Genomic DNA, 24,527 nt, shown 5'->3' with positions numbered 1-24,527 from the left:
CTTGACTAATAGAAAGTTTGTAGGTAGAAGATGCTTACTATGAGAGTATATCTGCCCTTCTACCAATCAATTAAGGAAGTAAGGAAGTTTTGTTCCGCTTCAACTCAAACCAAGGTAAAAGGTACATTTTTTAGTTCCAGTCTTGTTCTTCTTTCTTACCACGACTTTTATAAGTGCCTCCAGTATCATGTATTAAACGGGTTTTAGTAAATAGTTCCGCTTCCGTTAAACTCCATTGCAGCAAGATTTTATCTAGATCTCTTTGAATATCTAGAACACCTGGGAACCCTTGATACCGAATTCTTAACCTGGCCAGTTCCGCAAGGTTATAGTCTGTTGCCACAGATGTTAACAAATTATCTACCAAAGGACGGTCACGGTTATATAGGGGATGTTCTTGTTCTTTACCAAACATATTAGTTTTATCTGTTAGGTTGAATATAATCCTTGAGTTATATACCTTAATTTCTATTCTCTACTCCATGCATAATCTGTTTCCATTCTTCTGGAGAAAGAGGTTTACAATCAATCTGCATAGTAAAACAATCTTGGGCAGCTTTAGTTAAAGCATTGGCAATTTTTTCTATTGTCAAATGTTGAGGAAGTTGTATACCACTCTTAGGTTCCATGCCAAATACCTGGGTGAAAAGATTATGATCTCTACTTAAGCCCATAGAACCATGTTGTAGAATGAAGTCACCTTTCCTTAATTGAGCACTACCAATAAATTTACAACCATTATCCAAAACTAGGTCTGCGCTTGTGGAAGTAGCAAAACAATTATTGTTGTCAATATAACCCTTACCGACTTCACCATAATGCAAATCTACACCAAGAGATCGCCAACCGGTAATTAAAAATTCGGAAATTTCAGTATAAGCTTGAATACGACTAGCTGGCAATCCAGATGTAACCACAGAATAGGTCAAATCTCCCTGGTGTAGTACTGCCCTACCTCCTGTAGGACGGTGTACTAAGTCTATTTTAGTGCCTTGCCAGGTAAAATATTGCCATTCCAGAGGGTATTTATGTTGATTATAACCAAGAGAAATTGCTACTGGCGACCAGGTATAAAACCTTAAAGTAGGTGGGTGCTTTCCAAACTGATGTTGTTGCAACAACCACCTATCAATTGCCATTTGAATATTTCCAGAAACATCCAATAATGGAATTAATCTCCAAACTGGTTTTGAGGTTTTATTTCCGCAGTGTTTTGTTAATTTGGCACTCAATTTGTTTTTTTGATTCTATTCAACCTAAATACTAAAAAAAGCACAGGGAGTTTCAGTAATGTCAAGGCATCCCCAATGCTATCACAATATGGCTGTAATAAACAAACTATCAACTTGAAATAAAAGGCCTGCATCCTAGGATTTTAAACTCTAAACTTTTACAAAATATGGACCCCGGTTAATTTTCTTGTAAGAGAAACCCTCTACTTAAAAAACAGAGGAAACACATATTCTCAGGAGAGCTCTCAATGAGACCGTTTACTTAATACTAGTGTTTCACGCTTTACCATTTAGATTGCAACCGTTATTATTTAACTAGTCTTCATTGACCTAAAAATATCAATTAAGTGGATAACAAACTATTACACAAATCCAAATGTAGATTGCAAAGCCTCGTCATTATCATCAGCAATGGTTGCAACTACAGTTACCAAACGTGAAACTTCACCAGGGGATATTCCTGCTAAAGCACGAGTTGCTAATACAACAATCTCATTATCGATAATACCGAAACGAGCCTCAAAAGTGCTACTATAATTCATCTCTAACAACTGTCGGTATAGTTTGTCTTCATTCTTAGCTGGTAATTGCAATACTGCAGACCAAACAGTCAAAGTATCCTCGTCTTCAATGCCAGTCAATTGGACAAACACATTAACACTACCATAATTAAACTTCCATAAATGATATTCACTTTTTGGAGGGTAACTAACCATAGCACTACCCTTCTCTGCCAATGTGTTAATCACATTTTCTATCACTTCGATGTGATTAATATTACTTGTATCTGAAATTAGTTCATTAATTAATTCCTCACTGTGTAGCGAACCCAAATTAGCTTGGTTAGTTTTCATAAGGATTTTGCCTTTCAAATAAGTTATTCCTAACCTAATTTATAGCTTGCAAGTTAGCTTATTGACACGAGGTCCAGATACTAAAATTAAGAGTAGATCATGAATTATCCCACATAAGCGCCACACCATAAGGTAACTAAATAAGCAAGATAGCAGGCTGACAAACTGAAATTTTACATAGGTGAAGTTGTTAGTATCAAGCTTCAATCATTTTATGTACGAGCATACTTTTTAATCTCTCTCCATACCTTAAGATATTTACTCAATAGGCATTCACGGAATATCTGAACTTTATCAAACATCCTCTGAGGAATATTAAAGACTATTATTTTCTATATTTTTGAAAAAGTCTTACAATCATAATGACTACTTCATAGCAATAATTTGGTGTAAGCCCCTTCTAGATTATTGAACTTTTTATACGGAAATAGTTTCAGGAGATTAATTTAGCGTGGTAATTCTCGATCAACAATTTCCCATTAAGATTAAACAAGTTCAAAGTACAGCTTAGGTTACAAGCTTGAGTCTGGGAATATCTTTCTTTCAATATTCCCCCTCAACTGATTCCCTTGCTCTCATCATCACTAGAGTCAATGAGCTTCTAATCTAACAATGCTGATAGGATTTGTTTCCTATAATCACCACTATCGGGAAGTTCTTGTTGTTGAAAATCTTAGCTATCTATTAAAATAAATTTTCAACAAACATATATTTCCTACAGACGGACTTTATATTCTAATAATGCCACCGAGCAAATAATAAATTCCTGCGTGTAAGAAAGCCATGTGTTTAGTATCACTTGATATCATTAATCATGACAATTATTTATTATATTGTTGTTCTTAATACTAAGATCAACTAACACTTATAGTGTTACTCACTAGAATTTAGTCGCAACAATTTCAGATGTCTTACTAGTGCTATTACTCTGGTTGACTTTCGGATGTTGAATAAATTGCCACTCATTTCTCAGTATTAGACTTTTACAGATATATTTGTGAATAAACCATGTATCAAAATCTAAAATCCAAAATAATTTGACAGTGGATGCTTTTGACAATCACGCAGAAATAATTACGAGTGCCAAGCGTGCTTATCATGCTACTTTAAGTTTAGCCATTGCAAAAGGTAGCGACCGCAGTTACGCTATATTGGCAATGGCAGAATCAATCAGAAATTCTTCCGATGAAATTCTTGAAGCCAATACTTTGGATCTAGAAGCCAGTCGAGAAATGGCAGTGCCAGAATTGATTTTAGATTGGCTGAAGTTAACTCCTAATCGTTTAGAAAATACTGTGGAAATTCTGCAACGATTGGGAAAGTTATCAGATCCTCTAAGAAAAGTTAGAGGCGCTGATTATCAATTGGAAGATTCTCAAAGTTATTCTCAACTTATGCCATTGGGTGTAATTGCCTTTATCTATGAAGCATTTCCTGAATTGGCAGCGATTGCTGCTGGTTTATGCATCAAAACAGGTAATAGTATTATTCTTAAAGGGAGTACGGAAGCAAGCCACTCCAATGCCGCGATTGGGAAAGCTCTCTCCTCAGCAATTGCCGAAACTTGCTTACCAGAGGACTGTTTGCAATTTATTACCCAGGAACATGGTACTTCTGTCCGTGACGTTATTACCCAGGACCAGTATATCAACTTAGCTATTCCCTACGGCCGTTCTAGCCTAATTCAGCAGGTCGCAAGACAATCCACCTATCCTGTTTTAAAATCAGCTATGGGCAACTGTTACCTTTACTGTTCACCCAGTGCCTCCATGGAAATGGTTCACTGGGTAATCGTTGATAGTCATGCAAGCCAACCTGATCCAGTAAATGCTGTTGAGAAAGCATTAATTCATCGCCAATGTGCACCATCTTCTTTAATAACATTATGTAATTCCTTAAAAGAGAAAGGTTTTGACCTAAGGGGTGATGAAGAGTTAGCTGAAGCCTTTCCCCAGCTACATTTAGCAAAGGAAACTGAGTGGGGTTGTGCTTATTTAAATAAAACAGTAGCTTTCAAGTTAGTGGATAATTTAGAACATGCAGTTACTTGGATTAATGAATATAGTAGTGGTCATGCTGACGTAATTGTTACAGATTCCTACCAAGAAAGTTGTCAATTCGCCTTGGGGGTAAACAGTGCTTTTATTTATACTAATGCTTCACCCCGTTTTTGCCGTAATCCCCCACGTGGTGATTCTATATTTCTAGGTATGTCTAATCAAAAAGGAAACCGTCGAGGTTTAATTAATTTGGAGAGCTTAACTACTGTCAAGCATATCATCCAGGGTAATGGACAATTTTAATAAAAGACCACTATCCCATAGATTTTAGACATGGTTTTCTTTTAGACCAATATTTTTTTGGAATGAACAAACATAAAAATGGTACAAAAGTTAAGAATTGGACATAATTTTAGAATCAAAATTAAGTGAATAGAGTGTTTAGGTTGACTTGAATTACTTCTTTCGGTGAATCTTATATCGATATTTTCAAAGAGAATAGACTCGTTGACTATAGATGGATTACTTAAGTTTGGATTGCGAACCATAAGTTCCCCCTTATATTTTTGGGGATATTAGAGGCATATAAATTACTGCCAATATCACTCTAATTGACCATATTGCTCCTTAAAAAGTTGCAATCTTTTCCTGCAATATATGCAACCAGGATATCAAAAAACGAAGTAGCGAAAAAGTTGTATGACTGCCATCAGTATAATCAGATATAGGGGAATACTATTTTTAGTTGCTTTATAAACATCTAATTCTATATTTGAGGAATTCACAGAGAATCTGTAAAACATAGTCAACAATCATCTTGAGAGCCTGATCAAAAAAAACTCAATTACATAAATTCTTTCTTAGATTTTAACAAGTCTATATGACTATTAGTTCATAGTTATTATCTTGAAACCACCTTATAGGGGGTACCACTTTTGTTAAGTACCAAACCTAAGACTTGTTTAGCCAAATTACTATTAGTGTATTACCCCTAAATAGTCTAAAAAATACTAAGATTTTACCAACTTATATTGCAAGGTAAAAATAATGAATTTACCATCTTATCCTCTAACTTTAGAGACTCAAAGTTGAATGCTTTATTCATTCAACTTTGAGTCAAATATTGGGTGCTCATATGTAATAAGTATTAAGTGTTTTAAGACTTCTTTAAATATGACTACCCTACATCTTGTAGTCCTGACTCAATAGCTACCGAATATCTAGGGCTGTTACAATTTATTTGATCGCTTCACTATTCTCTAAAATTTATAAGTCAATCTAAATCTAATTCAGTTTATTAAATTAGTAAAATCAACATATTATACTTATTAGTTACTGGCCAGGTAACCGTCATTAGAAGTAAATTACTAACCCTCCATATATCTTCATAATATTTAGCCTAGAATTGATTCTAGCTTGGTAATAAAATCAGTATCAGTTATACAAAGAAATAGTTAATCCTAATAATACGAATTTTTCAAATTAGCCTGAATCTACTATTTATATCTTTTTTCTTAATGCTCTTCTCTATTTAATTAGCCCCTACAGTTATCATTCTGTTATCTTTTGCTACTTTCTATGGTTTGATTTACCCTTGCCAAGGTAGTAAGTTTCTTTTAAGTAAAATTATTAATTTTCCTCAAAAACATAATGAAAAAAATTATGTATAATGAGCCTATACATTTTCTTAATAGCTTAACTGCTAGATTTTTATGTTTTAAATTATCCCAATTAGTACTTAGAAAATATCAAGTACTGACTGTTAATGAACATCAATTATCATACAAACTAGAGGGAGATAATAAAAATGCAAACACATGTAACTGCTACTGTAATATTTGTATAGTAATATTTATTGTAGAATAGCTGGTCTTTTAGGATTTTATGACTGGACTAGATAAACAATAAAACTAGCAAGTTCCCTCAATATTCAAAATTTTCGGATTAGGCTCATATTCCAAAACAAGGATTTTGTTATCTACATGCTCAAAACTTGCTACAGACAAATTGGTTGGTATATTATCTTTTATTGATATGAGAGGCCAATATAAATAATAAGTTAATATTAATTTCCTGAATATATACATATAATTGAAGTTAAACTATAACAAAAATAATCTTGTAATTAGGTAATCAAATTACAGACTAGAGTGGTACTTAAACCACTAATAAGGGTGTTTCATTTTGGTTTGCCTATTAAACTGTAAAAGGTTTGCATATCTTACTTTCAATCTAAGATATTTTTACTTCCCCAAATACGGCTAGACATCAAGATGAAAGCAATTTCAGGTGTGGTGGATCTGAACGGTGATGTTCATAGCTAATTACACGGTTACGACCACTGGACTTTGCTTTTAGCAGATATTTATCTGCACGGTCTAATAGACTTATACCTTTCATATCATCTTCAGGTTGTAGGCAAGCCAGACCCAAACTAATAGTAATATTAATTACTAAAGTAGTATTGATTGCAAATGGCTGCTCGCCAACTATTCGGTTCAGACGATTTGCTACCAACATTGCTTCTTGGAAAAGAGTATTGCTTAAAAGTACAACAAACTCCTCACCACCATAACGGAAAGGAGTATCCTGGGAACGCAAGTTTTGCCGGATACGAGTGCACAAAACTTGTAATAGGCTATCACCCACTAAATGTCCATAGGTATCATTAACACCTTTGAAGTAGTCAACATCCAAAATAATTAGGCTGAATGGAGTATCATTATTACGAGCTATACTAATTTGCCGTGGCAAATCCCACTCTAAAGCACGACGGTTATTTAGTTCTGTTAAAGAATCTGCTAAAGCAATAGTAGATAGTAAGTCATTGGTACGAATTAGATCCCGGCATTTTTGTGCCTTTCGTACACCAACAGCAAGCTGAGCTAATAATAAAGGGTGTGTCGCATCTGTCTGCTCTGGTTTCTGCCAAATGTAAGCATCTGCTCCTTGTTGAAGTGCAGATGCGCTCATTTCTTGCTCCCATTCCCAATTATACTGCTGTTTGAGAGTAATTAATTCACAACGATCCTCTAATAAAATGCAGTAAACTGAGGATAATTTTGCCTGCTCCTTTAGCCAACTGCATAGTGTGATACTACCATCTAAGCTAGCCTGTATTAAAATAATATCCGGAGGGGATGTTCTAATGAGGGAAACCGCTTGATTAAGATTAGCGATCACTTCTACATTGAATGTGGTCTTATAGTATATCTGGTCTGGAAGTCCTGTTAAGAAATGTTCGCTTCCAAAAACCAGAATGGAAATATTCATTTTGGTAATTCTTGCCTTATTTTAACTGTAATTGGGAATGACCCTAAATAAAGTTTTCTACTTTTGTAGATATTCCTCATAAACACTGTATATGGGGCATGCAAGTATTATGACTATAATACTGAGAGCCTTGTAAGGTATATAAAACTCCTAGTATGTCGTCTGTGTATTCATAGCACAACTCAACTGTGTCAGGGTATCATTGAAAAGCTTAAACTTTATGATTACTAATCTTTTTGCCTGCGCATAAACCTATATTTGCGGTGCAAACAATACAACTATTATAACTTGGGCATTAATTTATCTCCTCTTAATTTGTCTTTTTGTCTAAGCAGTTTTAACCTTGATTTCTGATACATAATTTCTGTCCTGACATTATTCATTTAAAACAGTGGAAATACTGAATATTTTTTCCTGGTATAAAAGTGTGACCGCAATTTCCAGGGTAGAACTATCTCTAATAACACAGCAAAAATACTTGATATCTAATTACACAGGTCAAATCTGGTAATCAATATTTTCACCGTAAAGAAGTAAATATTATGTAATTTATATTGGTTTATTTACACACTTTATATTTTGGACTTAAGTATAATCCGAACTACCGGAAAATTCATATAAAATTTTAACCAGTGATAATACGATAAATATCAGGAATTGAATTTTAGGTATATGATATAATTCACCTAAAATATATCCATTGAAATAGTACATATTACTTAAACCAATTAACTACTAATGCAGATAATTAGTTTAAGTAACGACCTGAGCAACAAAATTATAAAAGAGAGCAATAAAAATATATAGCTTAACTTCTAGTACAGATAGTAGTGAGGTTAAAAATATCAAGACTATATCTTAGATATAGTAAAAAGAAAATAATATATGTTGAAAAATTAGGGATCAATGATTAATAGTATAAAACTACTACGATTTTTATACTTGTATTTGAATATCCTCAAATTACTTTTTCAATTAAGTCTATCTACTATAGTAGCAGCATTGCAATACTTTGACTAAGCGTTCCTAGATTTTTTCTAGTTTTGTCATCTCTTCACATAGAGTTTTATTATTTTATCTAAACATCTTAATATTTTTATTGGCTTAACTAATCCAAGTATGATTGTCTTATCAATAGAATAATTTTTACTGTTGTATCTGGTTCGTTATGGTTCCAACAAAAACTATCTAAACCAATCTATTCATTAAAAACCAATTTATTGATTAGGGCATTTTAGTGTAAAGATGATAATTTAATCATATAATGATATTGCTGTTTAGAAGACCAACAATTGCCTGTTTTACATTTTTTAGGAAACAAGCAGATTTCTGAAATTATAATCTTAGTAAATTTACCCATATCCATAATTTAATCTTAATTCCTAAACTATAGATGTATTAATAAGTTCAGTATATTTATGAATAATATCTCAGGAATTTTTAGTTGTAGGGTCATAGATTTACCATTCCTATTGAGCCTGCCCAAATGTATATATAAATAATTATGTATACACTTACGTGAAAACTTTAATAGTTGCCTTCCTGAACTAGAAAAAACGTGTATTTTTCCTAAACTAGGATATGAGGTTCTTGCAAAGCTATTTATAGTCTCACGTAGATTCCATAAGACTACAATAAGATTTATTTATTTTTACAATAAAAATTGTATCTAATAGAGATTACGCTGAGTATTTACTTTGGATTTTTGGGCTTGCTAGGAAATGGTAAGCTTTCACCTAAAATAGTTAGGATAAAAAGAGTAGGGGTAAATTAACTTTTTATCTCAACTATTATAGACTCTAGCATAAAGTTACTTAGCTGCCATTACAGGTACCTAATTGCATATAGTATTACTTTATTGGTAGGGTTTATTGTTAACAGTTGGATCTTTGAAATAACTACTTTCATCCAATTAGCAATCATTTAACCAACAAATGAATGAATAAGCTCATATCCTTTGAATATTACATTAGATAAATACTTATGACTGACTATCCCCAAAAACTCAGTGGTGACGAGATTCGCCGGAAGTTTCTCGAATTCTACCGTAAACGGGGGCACCAAATCGTTACAAGTGCTTCACTGATTCCGGAAGATCCTACTGTACTGCTAACCATTGCAGGGATGTTGACATTTAAGCCTATTTTCTTGGGCCAGCGTATTCCAGAATTTCCCCGTGCTGCTTCTTCTCAAAAGTGTATTCGTACTAATGATATTGAAAATGTCGGACGAACAAAGCGTCATCATACATTTTTCGAGATGTTGGGAAATTTCAGTTTTGGGGATTATTTCAAGGAACAAGCTATTAGTTGGGGTTGGGAAGTATCCACTGAGTTATTTGGGTTACCAAAAGAAAGGCTAATTATCAGTGTTTTTGATCTAGATGAAGAAACCTATGCAATTTGGCGGGATAAAATTGGTGTACCAGAAAAACGCATCAAGCGCATGGGTATAAATGATAACTTCTGGAACTCAGGTGTAACTGGGCCTTGTGGTCCATGTTCAGAAATATACTATGATTTTCACCCAGAGTTAGGGGATGATATTGACTTAGAAGATGATTCCCGGTTTATTGAGTTCTACAACTTAGTATTTATGGAATCTAACCGGGATGCAAATGGTAATTTAACTCCCCTTGCCAGTAAGAATATTGATACAGGAATGGGTTTAGAACGGATGGCACAAATCCTCCAACAGGTTCCTAACAATTATGAAACAGATTTAATCCTACCAATTATTAAAAAAGTTGGAGATATTGCCAGGGCTGATTATAGTAAAAGTGATGAGAAGACAAAAATTTCTTTGAAGATAATTAGTGATCATATGCGGGCTATTGTTCATATGATAGCTGATCATATCTATGCTTCCAATGTGGGAAGGGGTTATGTATTGCGACGTTTAATTCGCCGGGTTGTACGCCATGGTAGATTAATCGGTATTGATGAAGAATTTACTACCAAACTAGCTGAGAATGTCATCATTTTAGGTGAATCTGCCTACCCTCACTTACGTGAGAGGGAAAGTGCAATCAAGACAGAATTACAACAGGAAGAATCCTGCTTCTTAAAGACATTAGCGAGGGGTGAAAAAATATTAGCAGGAGTTATTAATAAATTGAAACATCAAGATAAAACCATTATTAGTGGTGATGAAATATTTAAACTATACGATACATATGGTTTTCCTAAAGAATTAACTCAAGAAATTGCTGAGGAAGAGGGCTTAACCATTGACAGTGATGGTTTTACCATAGAAATGCAAAAGCAAATCAAAAGGGCGCAATCTTCTCACAAAACCATTGATTTAACTGTAAAACATCCCTTAGATAATAAGTCATCAGACCATATCCATTCGACGGAATTTCTTGGCTATACCCAAACGGTTACATCAGTACGGGTTGAATTATTGCTAGTAGATGGAATTGCTAAAGAAGAAGCGGAAGCAGCAATGGAAGTGCAAGTAGTCCTCAACAAAACCCCATTCTATGCAGAATCTGGTGGACAAATTGGGGATAAGGGGTCTTTGTTCAGTAATGACTTGTTCATCAAAATTAGAGATGTGAAAAAAGAGTCAGATTTCTATGTTCATTTTGGGCGTGTGGAACATGGAAAAATACGAGTAGGGGATACAATCACAGCCCAAATAGACTGTGCTTATCGTCGTCGTGTCCAAGTACATCACACTGCAACTCATCTCCTACAAACGGCTTTAAGGAATGTTGTAGATGATAGAATTTCCCAGGCTGGTTCCTTGGTGTCCTTCGATAGATTGCGCTTCGACTTTAACTATCCCCAAGCTTTAAAACCCGATCAAATTAGCCAAATTGAATTACAGGTAAATAATTGGATTGGAGAAGCACACATCGCTAAGATAGAAATCATGCCCCTAGAAAAAGCAAAAGCCAAAGGTGCAATTGCTCTCTTTGGGGAAAAGTACGCAGATATGGTGCGGGTAATTGATTTTTCTGGAATATCCATAGAATTATGTGGTGGAACCCATGTAAACAGTACGGCGGAAATAGGTGTATTCAAAATAATTTCTGAAGGTGGTATATCTTCTGGAGTCAGACGAATAGAAGCTGTTGCTGGTAATGCAATTCTAGATTACCTTAACCCCCGAGATATAATAATTAGGGATTTAACAGATAGGCTTAAAGTCAAACTAGAGGAAATACCAGAAAGAATTACCACACTACAACATGACCTAAAAAACATTCAGAAACAAGTAAATAATTTGAAATCTCAGTTAGCAATTACCAAATCTAATAATTTGATTTCAACTATGGAAACTGTAGGTCACTTTAAGATATTAGTCGCACAAATAGATAATATAGATCCTACTTCCTTACAAATAGTAGCGGAAAGATTACAGCAGAAAATTGGTAATGGTGCTGCGGTGGTTTTGGGTTTAATTACAGAAGTTAGTAAGGTCAGTTTAGTTGCTGCATTTTCCTTAGAAGTCAATAATCAAGGTATAAAAGCAGGTAAATTCATTAATGTTATTGCAAAGATTTGTGGTGGTGGTGGTGGTGGAAGACCAAATTTGGCCATGGCTGGAGGTAGATATGCGGACAAGTTACCAGAAGCCTTGGAGAAGGCAAGGGCTGATTTAAAAGCTTGTTTGGAATAATTTATATTTTCTCTTAGTCTCTCAATTTTTGTAATAAATTAGTGTTTTTTTGAACGAAGGCAGATTATATCTGCAAAAAGCTTTTGTAATTTCTGGAAAATAAATTTTCTCTTAAATTTACTTCTGAGTAATGCATGTTTGATTATGTTCTAAATATATCTAAAAATTGCAGGTCCACCTTACTAGTTCCTTGATTGCCAAAATTCATTTAATATCAATGGATTTCTGCTAGAGCAGGGATATTTAATCTAAACCCTGGAATTTTGATTTATCCTGATTAATAATCAGGATAAATCAAAATTATACTCTAAAGCTTCTAACTGCCCTCCTCAACTTGCCATTAAGTAACCGAGCAGCCCCAAAACTGCCCCCCAGCCACGAATATCACCAATTACTTTGTGCTAGGTCTCAGGAATATTTCTGATTGACCAAAACTTTTTATATTCAGTAATTCTTTTGGGAATATAAACTATAGTGCGATGCTCTGAGTAATAATAATGATGTCTTTTAAGAATTGTTCATAGCCCTTATACTTACTTTTACTATAATGTCCATATCAACAACCACCCAGTTTTTTAGCCATCTTAATCCCAACCAGCGTTTTGCCGTAGAGCATTTTTGTGGTCCTTTGTTAGTTGTTGCTGGTGCAGGTTCCGGTAAAACAAGTACTTTAACTTATCGGATTGCTAATTTAATTTTGCAACATAGAGTTAACCCAGAGAATATCTTAGCAGTGACCTTCACTAATAAAGCTGCAAGAGAAATGAAAGAAAGGGTGCAGAATTTATTCTCTGAACAACTTGCCTTACTTGACTATGGGGAGAAATTGAATTTTCTGCCGGAATATGAGAAAACAAAAATCAAGTCAAGAGTATGGCACAATTACATTAAAGAGATGTGGATAGGCACTTTCCATAGCTTATTTGCAAGGGTATTACGTTTTGATATCGAAAAGTATCAGGATGAACAGGGACGAAAGTGGAATCGCAATTTTTCCATTTTTGATGAGTCGGATTCCCAAACTTTAGTTAAGGAAATTGTGAGTAAAAAGTTAAATTTGGATGACAAAAAGTTCGACTCTCGCTCTGTGCGGTATGCAATTAGTAATGCCAAAAATCAGGGTTTTTCTCCCGGAGAATTAGAATTAGAGTGCAATGATTATAAAGGCAGGGTAATTGCCCAAGTCTACAGTCATTATCAAGATAAACTGGCAGAAAATAATGCCCTAGATTTTGATGATTTAATCCTATTACCAGCAAGATTATTCCAACAAAATGAGCAGGTACTGGGCTATTGGCACCAAAAATTTCATCATGTTTTAGTAGATGAGTATCAAGATACTAACCGCACCCAATATCAGTTAATTCAGCAATTAGTTACTAATGGGGAAAGGAAAAAAAGTAATAGAAATTGGAACCAGCGTTCGGTTTTTGTGGTGGGAGATGCAGATCAATCTGTTTACTCTTTTAGAATGGCTGACTTTACAATTTTGCTGGAATTTCAGCGAGACTTTGGGGACGGATTGGCTGATGAATATACGAGTACTATGGTGAAACTGGAAGAGAATTACCGCTCCTCTGAGAATATTCTACAAGCAGCAAATGGACTAATTGAAAATAATACACAACGGATCGATAAGATACTTAAAGCTACAAAGGGTTCAGGGGAATCTATTTGCTGCCATACGGCCGATGACGAAGTGGCAGAAGCCCAATTTGTCATTAATCAAATTCGTACTCTAGAAAACCAAAACCCTGAATTAGATTGGGTGAGTTTTGCTATTTTGTATCGGACTAATGCCCAATCACGTCCTTTTGAAGATATTTTAGTTAGATTAGGTATCCCTTATACTGTGGTTGGTAGTTTGAAATTCTATGACCGTAAAGAGATTAAAGATGTACTAGCTTATTTAAGATTCATTGTTAATCCATCAGACATGGTGAGCTTGCTACGTATAATTAATACTCCTAGGCGGGGAATTGGCAAAACTACTATTAATAATTTAGTTAATGCTGCTCATGAGTTGAAAAAACCACTTTGGGAAGTACTGGTTGATGAGATATCAGTTAATAATCTGGCTGGAAGAGCAAGCAAATCAATTAAAAACTTTGTTCAAATGGTTATCAATTGGCGTAGGGAAATTGATATCTTATCTGTAAGTAAATTAGTCAAACAAATCTTGGAAAGTTCTGGCTACATTGACAGTTTGAAAGACCATGGTACAGATGAAGCTGAAAACCGTCTTCAAAATGTCAGGGAATTATTTAATGCTGTTCTACAGTTTGAAGAAGAGAATGAAGAAGTAAGTTTAGAAAATTTCCTTGCTAGTACTGCTCTCAATTCAAATTTAGATGATTTAAAGGAGGGAGACAGTGCAATTTCTTTAATGACACTGCATGCATCCAAAGGATTAGAATTCCCCATAGTATTTGTGATAGGTCTGGAACAAGGGCTATTCCCCAATTACCGTTCAATGAATGACCCCATGGCATTGGAAGAAGAACGTCGCCTGTGTTATGTCGGAATTACCCGTGCTCAAGATAGATTATACCTTTCCCATGCCAAAGAGCGGCGACTCTATGGTTATAGAGAACCCGCCCTAAGATCACAATTTTTAAATGAATTACCGGAGGATTTGCTTGTAACGCAGTTTTGCAAAAGTCAAAAAGATACAAAAAATACTTTTCTTCCTAAATCATCTGATATTAGCAATTATGCAAGTATGCCATGCTGGAAGGTAGGTAATAAGGTCTTACATAGAACTTTTGGGATGGGTGAAATTACGCATGTTTTTGGTGGGGGGGATAAAATTTCTTTAGCCGTTAAATTTGATTATCTAGGGCAAAAAATTGTCAATCCTTTACAACTACAACAGGTTAATTGAATTTGACTAAATTTTGACTATTTCACGCTGAACTCCAGAATACCTTCTATAAAATGGTCATTTGGGATGGTATCTATAATATTCGCGAGTATGAATGTACCTATAAATCTTTACCTATATTGGAGTATTGGATAAACATATCTATAGTCCTTAATTAAGATATGGAAAGCACTTCACCCTTTAAATGTTAATTCATCACTGATCATTTATTGTAGCTAGTATTGCCTTCTTATAATTCATAATATGTTATTATTAGTTATAAGTGATAATGGTTATATCGCTGGATATTCCTAATAGATTGTCATTCATCTTCCTGTTAAACCACATATTGCCAACATCATTCATTCTCGGCTGAATATTTGTTCGGTAAACAAAATATCTTTTGTTCTCTTTACATATTTACAATCACTAATATTATCTCATTAGTATATTTTAATTTCTTAGTAACCTTACTTTTCAAAAAAACTAGCTGCAAAGATAAGTATATTTACTGAGGCTCTTTTCGTATGTTTGCAGCAGTTTTTGAGACTCTGTTAGGGAAATTTGTTTTTCTTCTAAGGCTCTTTCACAACGTTGACGAATTCTTTCTATCATATCTTCTGTATCATATTGTACATAAACTAGTACCTCATCCATAGTATCACCCTTAACGATGTGTTTAATTTTGTAGCCTTTGGGAGTGAGTTGGATATGAACTGCATTAGTATCACCAAAGAGATTGTGCAAGTTTCCCATAATTTCTTGGTAGGCTCCATTTAGGAACATTCCTAAATAGTAAGGCTGTCCAGCTTGTAGTGAATGTAGCTCTAAAATTGACTTAACATCTCTAAGATCAATAAAGCTATCAATTTTGCCATCACTATCACAGGTAAGATCTGCCAGAATTGCGCGGCGATTTGGCTCCTCATCCAGACGATGGATAGGCATAATTGGGAAAAGTTGATTGATAGCCCAACAATCAGGTGCTGACTGGAATACGGATAGATTAATATAATAAATGGAAGCCATTATTTTTTCTAGGTCTTCCAACTCATCAGGCACGTATTCTTGCTTTCTAGTGATATCCAATACCTTTTGACAACAAGCCCAATACAGTTGTTCTGCTTTGGCTCTTTCTCTAATACTAAGGATACCTAAGTTAAAACGGCTGATAGCTTCCTCTTTAAATTGAGCTGCATCATGGTATAATTCCTGATAGTTTTCTTGATTAATTAGTTGACATGTTTCCCAGAGGTAAGAAATCAATTGGGAATCACCCTCTTCAGGTAACTCTGGAGGGATTGAATTTACTTCGCTGACACTAAGGATGTCAAAAATAAGTACGGATTGATGGGACGCGATCGCTCTACCACTTTCGCTGATCAGTGTGGGTACAGATAAATTGTTCTCAGCACAAGCATCTTGCAACTCCGCTACAATGTCATTGGCATAATTCTGCATATTATAATTTTTGGAAGCATAGAAGTTAGTTTGAGAACCATCATAATCTACAGCTAAACCACCTCCGACATCAAGGTATTTCATATTTGCTCCCAATAACCCTAACTCAACATAAATACGACTAGCTTCTTGGATGGCATCTTTAATTACATTGATGGCAGAAATTTGGGATCCGACATGAAAATGCAATAGTTGAAAGGAATCTAACAAATTAGCATCTCGAAACTGGTCTATAACATTTATAATCTCAGGAATTGTCAATCCAAACTTGGCACGATCACCACTAGAAGCACCCCATCTTCCCATACCTTGTGTACTAAGTTTTGCTCTCACACCAACAATCGGCTTAATCCCCAACTGTTGACTGACCTTAATAACTAAATCAACCTCTTCAATTTGTTCTAGAACAATGATTGGTGTTTGTCCTAGCTTTTGAGCTAGCATTGCAGTCTCAATGTATTCTTTATCCTTGTAGCCATTGCAGATTAATAAGGCTCCTGGAGTATCTAACAAAGCTAGGGCAATCATTAGTTCTGGTTTAGAGCCAGCCTCTAAACCAAACTGATGGGGCTTCCCAAACCGAACTAAATCTTCAATCAAATGGCGTTGTTGGTTGCATTTTACAGGGAATACACCGCGATATACACCAGAGTAATTATAGCGGGCTATCGCTTTGGCAAAGCAAGCATTTAACCTTTCAATTCGGTCTTCTAAAATGTCAGAAAAGCGAATTAACAAAGGTAGGCCTACGTTACGTTGTTTTAGGGCTTGCACCAACTCAAATAAATCTAGGGAACCACCATGATCGCCTTTGGGAGAAACTGTTACATGGCCAGCCGCATTAATGGAAAAATAAGGTTGTCCCCAACCTTCTATACGATATAGTGCTTCGCTATCCTCAATTTTCCAAATACGAGATGCTGTAACAGTATTGGGGGTATTGGGGGAAGATTGTTGATTATTACCTTTTTGTTGGTTTGCTTGCTTCACTTCTATTCTCTGTTCGCTTGAAGATAAATTTAATACATCATTAGCTGTCACTGTTAATTCAACACCCATTTATTCATTGCTTGTATTTGTTTCCAACAAGCTTACAATTTAACTTATTCCTGGAGTCTAGACCTAAATTTTAAGGTTTAAAGAAACTTACTCAAAAGTAGTTGAAGCTTGAAACCCTTACGTCAAAAGTCATATAACATTTCGTAAGTTTAAAGAATAATTAATTCTGTATTTTTTCATCGGGTTTGTTATGCTCAGTACTAAATCTAACTAATCGACAGATTCTTGTAACATCTTTATGGATATAGCATCAACTTATTGAATCAATATAGTAAATATTACTTGGTCAGTTTCCAGCAATAATTTAATTAGTATTAATGCCAGCTATTCACGTTACCAATGAAATATACTCAAGAATACTTAATTATTTGTATAAATGAAAAAAACTTATTTTTATAATAATTTGTCAATTGTACACGACAAATGACAAAGTGGAAGGGATAACTTATTTATTAATTTGAGGAGACAACTTTGGAACTCACATTCTTAGCTATTAAGCCTGATGGGGTACAACGTGGACTAGTAGGTAAAATTATCCAACGCTTTGAAACTAAAGGTTTTACTTTAGTGGGTTTAAAGTTTATGGATGTCAGCAAAAAATTGGCAGAGTCCCATTATGATATTCACCGGGAAAGACCATTTTTTGCTAGTCTAGTAGAGTTTATTACATCTGGTCCTGTGGTAGCGATGGTTTGGAAAGGTGATGGCGTGGTTGCATCTGCTAGAAAAATGATTGGTGCAACTAATCCCTTAATCTCTGAACCTGGAACAATCCGGGGAGATTTTGGAGTGAGTATTGGTCGTAATATTATCCACGGTTCTGATGCTATAGAAACTGCCCAAAGAGAGATTAGCCTATGGTTTAAGGATGAAGAATTAGTTGATTGGCAACCACAAATAAGTACTTGGTTGTATGAATAATTAGCAAGGTTAAAAATGGCCATTGTAGGGTTGGTTATTATCTAACTCCTACAATTTATTGCTATCTAGAGTATTTAATTCCAGGTTTATTCTATTAGTGGGTAGTGGGACTGATAAAATACTTAACCTACCAATAAAAACCCAAAATAATGACCCTACTATGTCTTTATAACCTATATAATTCCCACTAAGAAATAATTAGACCAAACTATTTTTTTACTGTTAACTATTATAATCAATAATATAGCCGGACTTATTCAGAAATTATTATCAAATAATAATTGCAAATGTTTATAATTAAAGTCCAGATCAAGTATATTTTTGTAATGGTATATAGTTATGGGAGTGGTCAGTCTGTGTGGAAAATGATATTTCACTAGAATCACTAGATTTCCATGCTCTGTTTCCCTCACAACACAACTCTTCATTTAGTGATTAATAATAACCAATAGTTACTATTAATCATAAAATCATAATGATTTTGAGTAGAAATACTTTTGACACCAGATCATCTTCCAAATCTAAGCGTAGAAGTTTTCTTGATATTTAGGGAAATAAGTCATACTTATTCCTAGTAGGAAATTTTCTATAACAAACGGCAAAAATTAACTTTTCTTAATATTTTGTTAGGATAATATAGGAATTAGTAATTAATTATTCTTTTGCCAGACCAGATAATTGTAACATTATAATAGGAGACAAGTTTTTTACCATCACCCTTTATTTCCAAGTATTCTGATAGCTATGTATGTTGGTAAGCCCCTTCTACATAAGTAATTCAGGGATTTATGGATGGTGGAATATGAATATAGACTAGCAAGGCAAATACAAGCAAGCCCAATCTAGAAAAAACTGCCCCGGTGCTATTTACCTTGGGAATACAAATTAGTATGCAGTTACTATAAACTAGACATAGTAGGAGTATTTGCCATTTTTTATAGGTGTTAAACGGGTTTGAAATGGAAAGGTAGAAAGCATATATACCTTATTTAAATTGAGCACACTAAAATTTAGGAATGCTGCTTAAGTAACCTCTTTCAACTTCCTTCGTTATGATTGTATATGCTGCAACTCATTCCGTAAAAACTTACACCAACTGATCGCCAAGGGGATTTCCGTGAATGGAATTTGTATATCATTATTAGGCTCTATAATGAAGAACTTTAAACTTATAGTATTACCGTTTATGGGTATATCATCTACATCTATGTTTATTTCTTTTGTACCTACTAAAATAGCTACTTTCTTGACGTCAAGGAGGGAAAATGTTTGAACATTTGCTATTCCTTTATGAGTAGGTTTTCCCCAGGTGATATTATTATCTTTCTGACCAATTACAGCAAGTATATCATATTTGGCTCTATCAAATTTTTCTGCCCATAGATGATAAGCCTCAACCTTCTGATACTCTCTTCCCCCCTGCCAGAATAGCCATATAAATATTGCTAGTAGAGGAAACCATAAAAGACCATGTTCCATAGATTATGTGTTTCTAACTTTAGTAAAGGATATATTGGATAGTCTAATTCAAATTTGCATTTTATCTTGCTCCTCCCTTGTCAAAATTACTACTCATTTTCTCTTAGGGCTTTCGATTAATAAGGAAAATCAATATAATAAGGAGCAAAATTATCATCATAAATCTCACGATTGAATACAGAAAGATTTATAAAATCTTGATATTAGTTTAAATATAGGTATTGTCAGGTTGTTGAAGTTCCAGAAATTAATGATGTAATCAACTTCCAGAGCTCTTCTATTGGATATTTGGTAAGATACCCTAAATCAGAAGTGTGATTTATCAAAAATAAGGTCTGTTTCCTATTCTTCGCCTGGATTTTGTCATGATCCAGTAATCTTAGTTTTTGATAGCTCTGGTATATTTTCTATCAAAGGGTTTTATTCTTTGAGTTGCTACAATTACTCTTCCATATGTTAGGTTATTCTATGTTAGATAGTTACATTAAAGCTTTCTATATAACTAATTCATTTAATCTCATACTTATCAGCATTTTAATTTGCCTATCTCGATCAGTATTAGTATTAAGAAACAAATAAATACTTGTCGATTATAAGTCCCCAGAAACATATCCATGATTGATGATAACTGCTTTTGTTATCCTCACAGGTTATACTTTTGAAAGTACTATCAGGGTGTTTATATTCCTGAGAAGTTGGGGAAATTGAATTAATAAACGATTTTTCACCTGGGGTTTAGAGGATAATTAAAAAATTAGGTAATTGTTACACTCATTGCTACCATCAATCAGCCTAAACAAAAATAACAAAGTTGAAATCAGAGTCTCAACTAATAGCCTTAAATTACTAAATTTTTTACGAATGTTGAGTATGCCATTGTTTAGAATAAATCAGAAATCAAGGTAGTGTTCCTTGATCACTATCATTTCATCATAAGGCTTTTGTTCGTATCTACTCGTTTGCTTAGCAGAAGTTTGTTTTCCAAGTATTATGATATTTTACAAATTCTCAGAAATTTATATGTAAGATGTCCTTTTTCTCTTACAAAGAAAGCTAACCACATACTAAAATTATAGATAAAAACAATAAAAAGTAGGAACTTGAAAACAAGAAATAAATTAGGCATGAATACAGCAGTATATATCCTATAACTTATCAAAGTGTTACTGTAAAATAGTTTTTGGAAAATCAGTTAAATCGGCTAGAATGACAAGGAAAATGTGAAATAAACAAAGTAGGGAAACTACAATGAAATTCTGCGGCTGCAACGCAACCTGTGAGGAAAAGTGAATCATGGAGAGCGCTAGGCCCATTAAGGATTGATTAGACTCTCCCTCGACCATTTGAGTCATTTCCGAGCCGAAATACTCATCTGTTTATAATTATCTCCGTTTTCTCCATTGCGCAGGAAAAGAGTTTTAAGTTGAAAATGCAAATGACTAATCTACAACTCATTAATAGTCGCCTTTCAGAGTTTCCTCCATTACCAATCAAACGCCCTTTATTGATGATTGGGCATGGAACCAGGGATAATGAGGGTAAACAAGCCCTCTTGAATTTTGTGGAAACATATCAGGCATTAGATCAATCCCGACCAGTTCTTCCTTGCTTCTTAGAACTAACTGGACCCACAATTCAAGAAGGAGTAGATGAGTGCATTCGCAATGGTTACAATGAACTTTCTGTATTACCTATTCTCCTATTTGCTGCCCGCCATAATAAATTTGATGTTACCAATGAGTTAGACCGTGCTAGAGCAAAATATCCCCAGTTAAAGTTACATTACGGCAGACATTTCGGCATTACTCCCAATATTATTGAACTGTGGTGGCAAAGATTAACAGAACTTGACCTCCCAGAAAATAATCCTCAAGGTATCTCACGTGCAGATACGGTGCTGTTACTTGTCGGGCGTGGTTCCAGTGATCCTGATGCTAATAGTGATGTATACAAATTAGCCCGTATTCTTTGGGAGGGTAGTGGTTATTCCACTGTAGAAACCTGTTTCGTTGGTATTACTCACCCCAGGTTAGAAGAGGGTTTTCGCAGAGCCCGACTTTATCAACCTAAGCGTATAATTGTGTCACCTTACTTTCTATTCACTGGTGTACTAGTAAAAAAAATTTTCGATATTGCTCTGCAGCAACAAGAATTATACCCAGATATTTATATAAGCTGCTTATCAGAAATGGGATTGCACCCTCAACTATTTTCCGTATTACGAACACGGGAAATTGAGACTCAAATGGGACAAGTACAAATGAATTGTGAAATGTGCAAATTCCGACTGGCGGCTGCATCAGGAGATGACTATCATGAACATCATGGACATCATGGACATCATGAACATCATGAACATCATGAACATCATGGACAGGAGGCTCCCCATGAATCCATAGATGTATATGCAGACATAGAAAAATACCATCAGAATATTTGGCAAATACCTTAGCTAAAAAAATCAATATTTAAGAGAGTGGTAGCAATTCATAAACACATTGATATATGGTGCCCGGGTGCCAAGTTTGGCAGTATTGATACTATTAAGTAAAGAGGCATAGCTTATTGTCATTAAAATTTAAGTCTCAAAGCTTACAATTTAATGTTTTCCTACTCTCCACACAAAACTCAAGCCAAGAGGCATCTATAAATCAAACCCTAATGAACTCTCTCTTCTTGACACGGATGATTTCATTTTACATTGACAGAATCAGGTTGTTTCTCATTAACATTACAGATTAGCTAACAACCTTTCTGCTTCTTAATATATTTCATAGTGAAATGTAGGGAGAGTTAAAATTATTGTATTAGGGAAATTAAGTGGTTTGGAATTGCCCCAATTCTAAACGTAAAGGCCAGGTACATTATGGCATCGATTACTATTGAACAGTAGAATAATTCCATAGAGAAGTACTATACTGGCATGTAATTCCAGAACTTATTAATAATATCAAAAAGAATGTCTAAAAAATTCCCCATTGGCAGTAAAGTCAGGGTAGTGGCTCTACCTGAATATATTAAAACAAATGACCCTATGCCTATGTTGCGACCTCCTGGTTTAATTCATTTGGGAGAGGAAGGGACTGTACTAGACCGATATCCTGGTGATTATTGGGGTGTTAGTTTTGCTAGTGGTTCTTTTCTTCTAGATAGTCAGTATATTGAATCAGTGGAAGATACTCCTGAAATGTAAATACTAGAATTTTCAAGAAATTCATAGTGGGATAATCTGACCTCTATTGATTTTACTCTTCGTAGTATTGCAGCAACAACACAATAATTTTAGTTTTTGTAGTGTTTAGTTGAATAGTGGTAGTAGTTTGCCAAAATTACTTAAGATCAAAAGAATGTGTATATAGTTATGTTACATTGAGAAAAAAACATATTCTTCCAATTAAACATCTTCTAAATTCATCAGTGTCTTACCCTGTAAGTTTTGAGAAAGATTATATTTTACCTTACGCTTCACTTGGATCATATACACTATATATTTCTTCCGTTGAGCATATTTTTTCGATAATCGGGACTACCACTATGCCAAAATTACTTTTATGCTAGTACCAGAGAAGATATAAGTAAGAAAAATATAATTTGGGGAAAGTCGATGACAATAACTAAAGTGACAGCTAAAGACTTGTTTCGTGCCGCTTATGAAAATCGCTATACCTGGGATAAGAATTTTCCTGGGTATAGTGCAGAAATTACTTATAAATATGAAGATCAGTCAATCAAAGGTATAGCTCGTATTAACCAAGATTTAAAAGCTGAGGTTTTGGGTATTGATGATGATCATGCACAGAAGGCAATTCATAATCAATTGTGGGAAACATCAATTCACCGTGTCCGTCGTAGCTTTGATGACACCCATGGTGCTAATACCTTTAGTTATGGAGATACTGATGAAACTGGAAGGGTAGAAATTCTTGTTGGGGGTAAATCTGCTGGGGATAAATACAAGCTTAGCAATAATGAGGTATGTCTAGTCTGCCGTCACATTAATGGAGTTTTAGTGACTATTAATACCTTTGCCAGCTATAACACTGGTGAAGGATATCTATCTTGCCGTTATGACTCCGTATACCATGACCCAAAAACTGGCGAGCAGAGGGGTGACAAAAGCAATTTTTCAGATGAATACCAAAAAGTAGGCAATTACTTCATCCTCAGTCGTCGTATAATTAGTACTGGAATTGTGGGTGAAACCTTGCCACAGGAATTTATCTTTGAAAATATTCAACTGTCAGGCATATCAGTCTGAAAAGTAAAAATGTTAGGAATCACAAAGACACCACAAATTTCTACCTGTAAAAAGGCAAGTTTGCAACTAATCCCCCACTGGCTTGTAGCAGGATATTCCTCAGTTTATAATCCTTAGTCTCTAGCATACAATTAACTCCCCCTTCCTTTTGAAGTTAAGTGGAAATTAAAATATATGCTTACAAAATAATACGAAAAACAAGATTTAGGAACCCATAACATATGCCCTACACAAATGAAGAAGGTGGACGTCTTAATAATTTTGCCAGCGAGCCTCAAGTTTATAAAGCAGAACCGCCAAATGCTAGGCAAAAACGTAATTTTATTTTCCTGGGAATTTTAGGTGCCACTATGGTAGGTGCTCTCATCTTTGTTGCCTACTATATATCCAGTGTAAGTTAATCTCATTAAACTTTTCACTATTAACCATATGCGTATAGGTTCCGTATAATTGATGGGACCTATTTCATTTCTGGATAAACACTAATCAATACTTAAT

At 34.6% G+C, this 24,527-nt stretch carries 15 protein-coding genes; 8 read left to right on the top strand and 7 right to left on the bottom strand.

The genetic code is table 11. The annotated features are described in order from the left end of the window. Positions 1–130: 130 nt before the first annotated feature. From RINTHH_RS02265 to RINTHH_RS02255, 3 genes are all read right to left on the bottom strand, one after another. Complete coding sequence (locus RINTHH_RS02265; RefSeq protein ID WP_008232417.1) at positions 131–415, bottom strand: DUF3288 family protein; 285 nt, start codon at positions 413–415, stop codon at positions 131–133. A 46-nt stretch (positions 416–461) separates the two neighbouring features. Next, the gene (locus RINTHH_RS02260) at positions 462–1,139 is read right to left on the bottom strand and encodes a lipoate--protein ligase family protein (protein ID WP_008232415.1); all 678 of its coding nucleotides are present in this window, start codon (positions 1,137–1,139) and stop codon (positions 462–464) included. Positions 1,140–1,594: 455 nt separating this feature from the next. Beyond that, positions 1,595–2,086, bottom strand: coding sequence for a YbjN domain-containing protein (locus RINTHH_RS02255; RefSeq protein ID WP_008232413.1), 492 nt, complete (start codon positions 2,084–2,086; stop codon positions 1,595–1,597). Between the two features lie 1,037 nt (positions 2,087–3,123). Between RINTHH_RS02255 and RINTHH_RS02250 the strand changes: the two genes are divergently transcribed. Next, positions 3,124–4,389, top strand: coding sequence for a glutamate-5-semialdehyde dehydrogenase (locus RINTHH_RS02250; protein ID WP_008232411.1), 1,266 nt, complete (start codon positions 3,124–3,126; stop codon positions 4,387–4,389). Between the two features lie 1,965 nt (positions 4,390–6,354). On the opposite strand, the gene RINTHH_RS02245 is transcribed toward RINTHH_RS02250, so the two are convergent. Further along, positions 6,355–7,359 carry a diguanylate cyclase gene (locus RINTHH_RS02245; RefSeq protein WP_008232408.1) on the bottom strand — a complete coding sequence of 335 codons (1,005 nt, stop codon included), beginning with the start codon at positions 7,357–7,359 and terminating at the stop codon, positions 6,355–6,357. 1,983 nt (positions 7,360–9,342) lie between these two features. Here RINTHH_RS02245 and alaS point away from each other — a divergent pair. Further along, a complete protein-coding gene (gene alaS, locus RINTHH_RS02240) occupies positions 9,343–11,988 on the top strand; it encodes an alanine--tRNA ligase (RefSeq protein WP_008232405.1) in 2,646 nt (881 codons plus the stop codon). A 547-nt stretch (positions 11,989–12,535) separates the two neighbouring features. Beyond that, positions 12,536–14,872: a DNA helicase PcrA gene (pcrA, locus tag RINTHH_RS02235; RefSeq protein ID WP_044304413.1), complete on the top strand. Its 2,337-nt coding sequence runs from the start codon at positions 12,536–12,538 to the stop codon at positions 14,870–14,872. A gap of 465 nt (positions 14,873–15,337) precedes the next feature. Here the strand turns inward: pcrA and speA are convergent, their stop codons facing one another. Further along, complete coding sequence (gene speA / locus RINTHH_RS02230) at positions 15,338–17,371, bottom strand: biosynthetic arginine decarboxylase (protein ID WP_008232395.1); 2,034 nt, start codon at positions 17,369–17,371, stop codon at positions 15,338–15,340. Between the two features lie 471 nt (positions 17,372–17,842). Between speA and ndk the strand changes: the two genes are divergently transcribed. Next, positions 17,843–18,292: a nucleoside-diphosphate kinase gene (gene ndk, locus RINTHH_RS02225; RefSeq protein WP_008232393.1), complete on the top strand. Its 450-nt coding sequence runs from the start codon at positions 17,843–17,845 to the stop codon at positions 18,290–18,292. Between the two features lie 1,050 nt (positions 18,293–19,342). Here ndk and RINTHH_RS02220 read toward each other — a convergent pair. After that, positions 19,343–19,771 (bottom strand): hypothetical protein, encoded by a 429-nt coding sequence (locus RINTHH_RS02220; RefSeq protein WP_008232391.1) that lies wholly within the window; start codon positions 19,769–19,771, stop codon positions 19,343–19,345. Between the two features lie 1,163 nt (positions 19,772–20,934). Continuing rightward, entirely contained in the window at positions 20,935–21,123 is a 189-nt protein-coding gene (locus tag RINTHH_RS10640; RefSeq protein WP_155943886.1) for a hypothetical protein, read from the bottom strand. 83 nt (positions 21,124–21,206) lie between these two features. Here RINTHH_RS10640 and RINTHH_RS02215 point away from each other — a divergent pair, with 83 nt between their 5' ends. The 4 genes from RINTHH_RS02215 (at position 21,207) to psb34 (ending at position 24,430) form a co-directional block, all read left to right on the top strand. Next, a complete protein-coding gene (locus RINTHH_RS02215; protein ID WP_008232388.1) occupies positions 21,207–22,223 on the top strand; it encodes a sirohydrochlorin chelatase in 1,017 nt (338 codons plus the stop codon). A 507-nt stretch (positions 22,224–22,730) separates the two neighbouring features. Continuing rightward, the gene (sipA, locus tag RINTHH_RS02210; RefSeq protein WP_008225212.1) at positions 22,731–22,964 is read left to right on the top strand and encodes a regulatory protein SipA; all 234 of its coding nucleotides are present in this window, start codon (positions 22,731–22,733) and stop codon (positions 22,962–22,964) included. A gap of 411 nt (positions 22,965–23,375) precedes the next feature. Beyond that, complete coding sequence (locus tag RINTHH_RS02205; protein ID WP_008232386.1) at positions 23,376–24,029, top strand: DUF3386 domain-containing protein; 654 nt, start codon at positions 23,376–23,378, stop codon at positions 24,027–24,029. A gap of 221 nt (positions 24,030–24,250) precedes the next feature. Further along, positions 24,251–24,430: a photosystem II assembly protein Psb34 gene (gene psb34 / locus RINTHH_RS02200; RefSeq protein ID WP_008232385.1), complete on the top strand. Its 180-nt coding sequence runs from the start codon at positions 24,251–24,253 to the stop codon at positions 24,428–24,430. The last annotated feature ends 97 nt before the right edge of the window (positions 24,431–24,527 follow it).

This window comes from Richelia intracellularis HH01 (assembly GCF_000350105.1).
In the GTDB taxonomy this organism is placed as follows: Bacteria; Cyanobacteriota; Cyanobacteriia; order Cyanobacteriales; family Nostocaceae; genus Richelia; species Richelia intracellularis.
This window is presented reverse-complemented; position numbering and strand designations above follow the sequence as displayed.

What these genes read in the sequence shown, in the direction of transcription:
- RINTHH_RS02205 (WP_008232386.1), top strand. Translation starts at nt 23,376, where the DNA reads ATGACAATAACTAAAGTGACAGCTAAAGACTTGTTTCGTGCCGCTTAT.
- RINTHH_RS02220 (WP_008232391.1), bottom strand. Translation starts at nt 19,771, where the DNA reads ATGGAACATGGTCTTTTATGGTTTCCTCTACTAGCAATATTTATATGG.
- RINTHH_RS02255 (WP_008232413.1), bottom strand. Translation starts at nt 2,086, where the DNA reads ATGAAAACTAACCAAGCTAATTTGGGTTCGCTACACAGTGAGGAATTA.
- speA (WP_008232395.1), bottom strand. Translation starts at nt 17,371, where the DNA reads ATGGGTGTTGAATTAACAGTGACAGCTAATGATGTATTAAATTTATCT.
- RINTHH_RS02245 (WP_008232408.1), bottom strand. Translation starts at nt 7,359, where the DNA reads ATGAATATTTCCATTCTGGTTTTTGGAAGCGAACATTTCTTAACAGGA.
- sipA (WP_008225212.1), top strand. Translation starts at nt 22,731, where the DNA reads ATGTCTAAAAAATTCCCCATTGGCAGTAAAGTCAGGGTAGTGGCTCTA.
- RINTHH_RS10640 (WP_155943886.1), bottom strand. Translation starts at nt 21,123, where the DNA reads ATGACTCAAATGGTCGAGGGAGAGTCTAATCAATCCTTAATGGGCCTA.
- alaS (WP_008232405.1), top strand. Translation starts at nt 9,343, where the DNA reads ATGACTGACTATCCCCAAAAACTCAGTGGTGACGAGATTCGCCGGAAG.
- RINTHH_RS02215 (WP_008232388.1), top strand. Translation starts at nt 21,207, where the DNA reads ATGACTAATCTACAACTCATTAATAGTCGCCTTTCAGAGTTTCCTCCA.
- RINTHH_RS02260 (WP_008232415.1), bottom strand. Translation starts at nt 1,139, where the DNA reads ATGGCAATTGATAGGTGGTTGTTGCAACAACATCAGTTTGGAAAGCAC.
- pcrA (WP_044304413.1), top strand. Translation starts at nt 12,536, where the DNA reads ATGTCCATATCAACAACCACCCAGTTTTTTAGCCATCTTAATCCCAAC.
- psb34 (WP_008232385.1), top strand. Translation starts at nt 24,251, where the DNA reads ATGCCCTACACAAATGAAGAAGGTGGACGTCTTAATAATTTTGCCAGC.
- RINTHH_RS02265 (WP_008232417.1), bottom strand. Translation starts at nt 415, where the DNA reads ATGTTTGGTAAAGAACAAGAACATCCCCTATATAACCGTGACCGTCCT.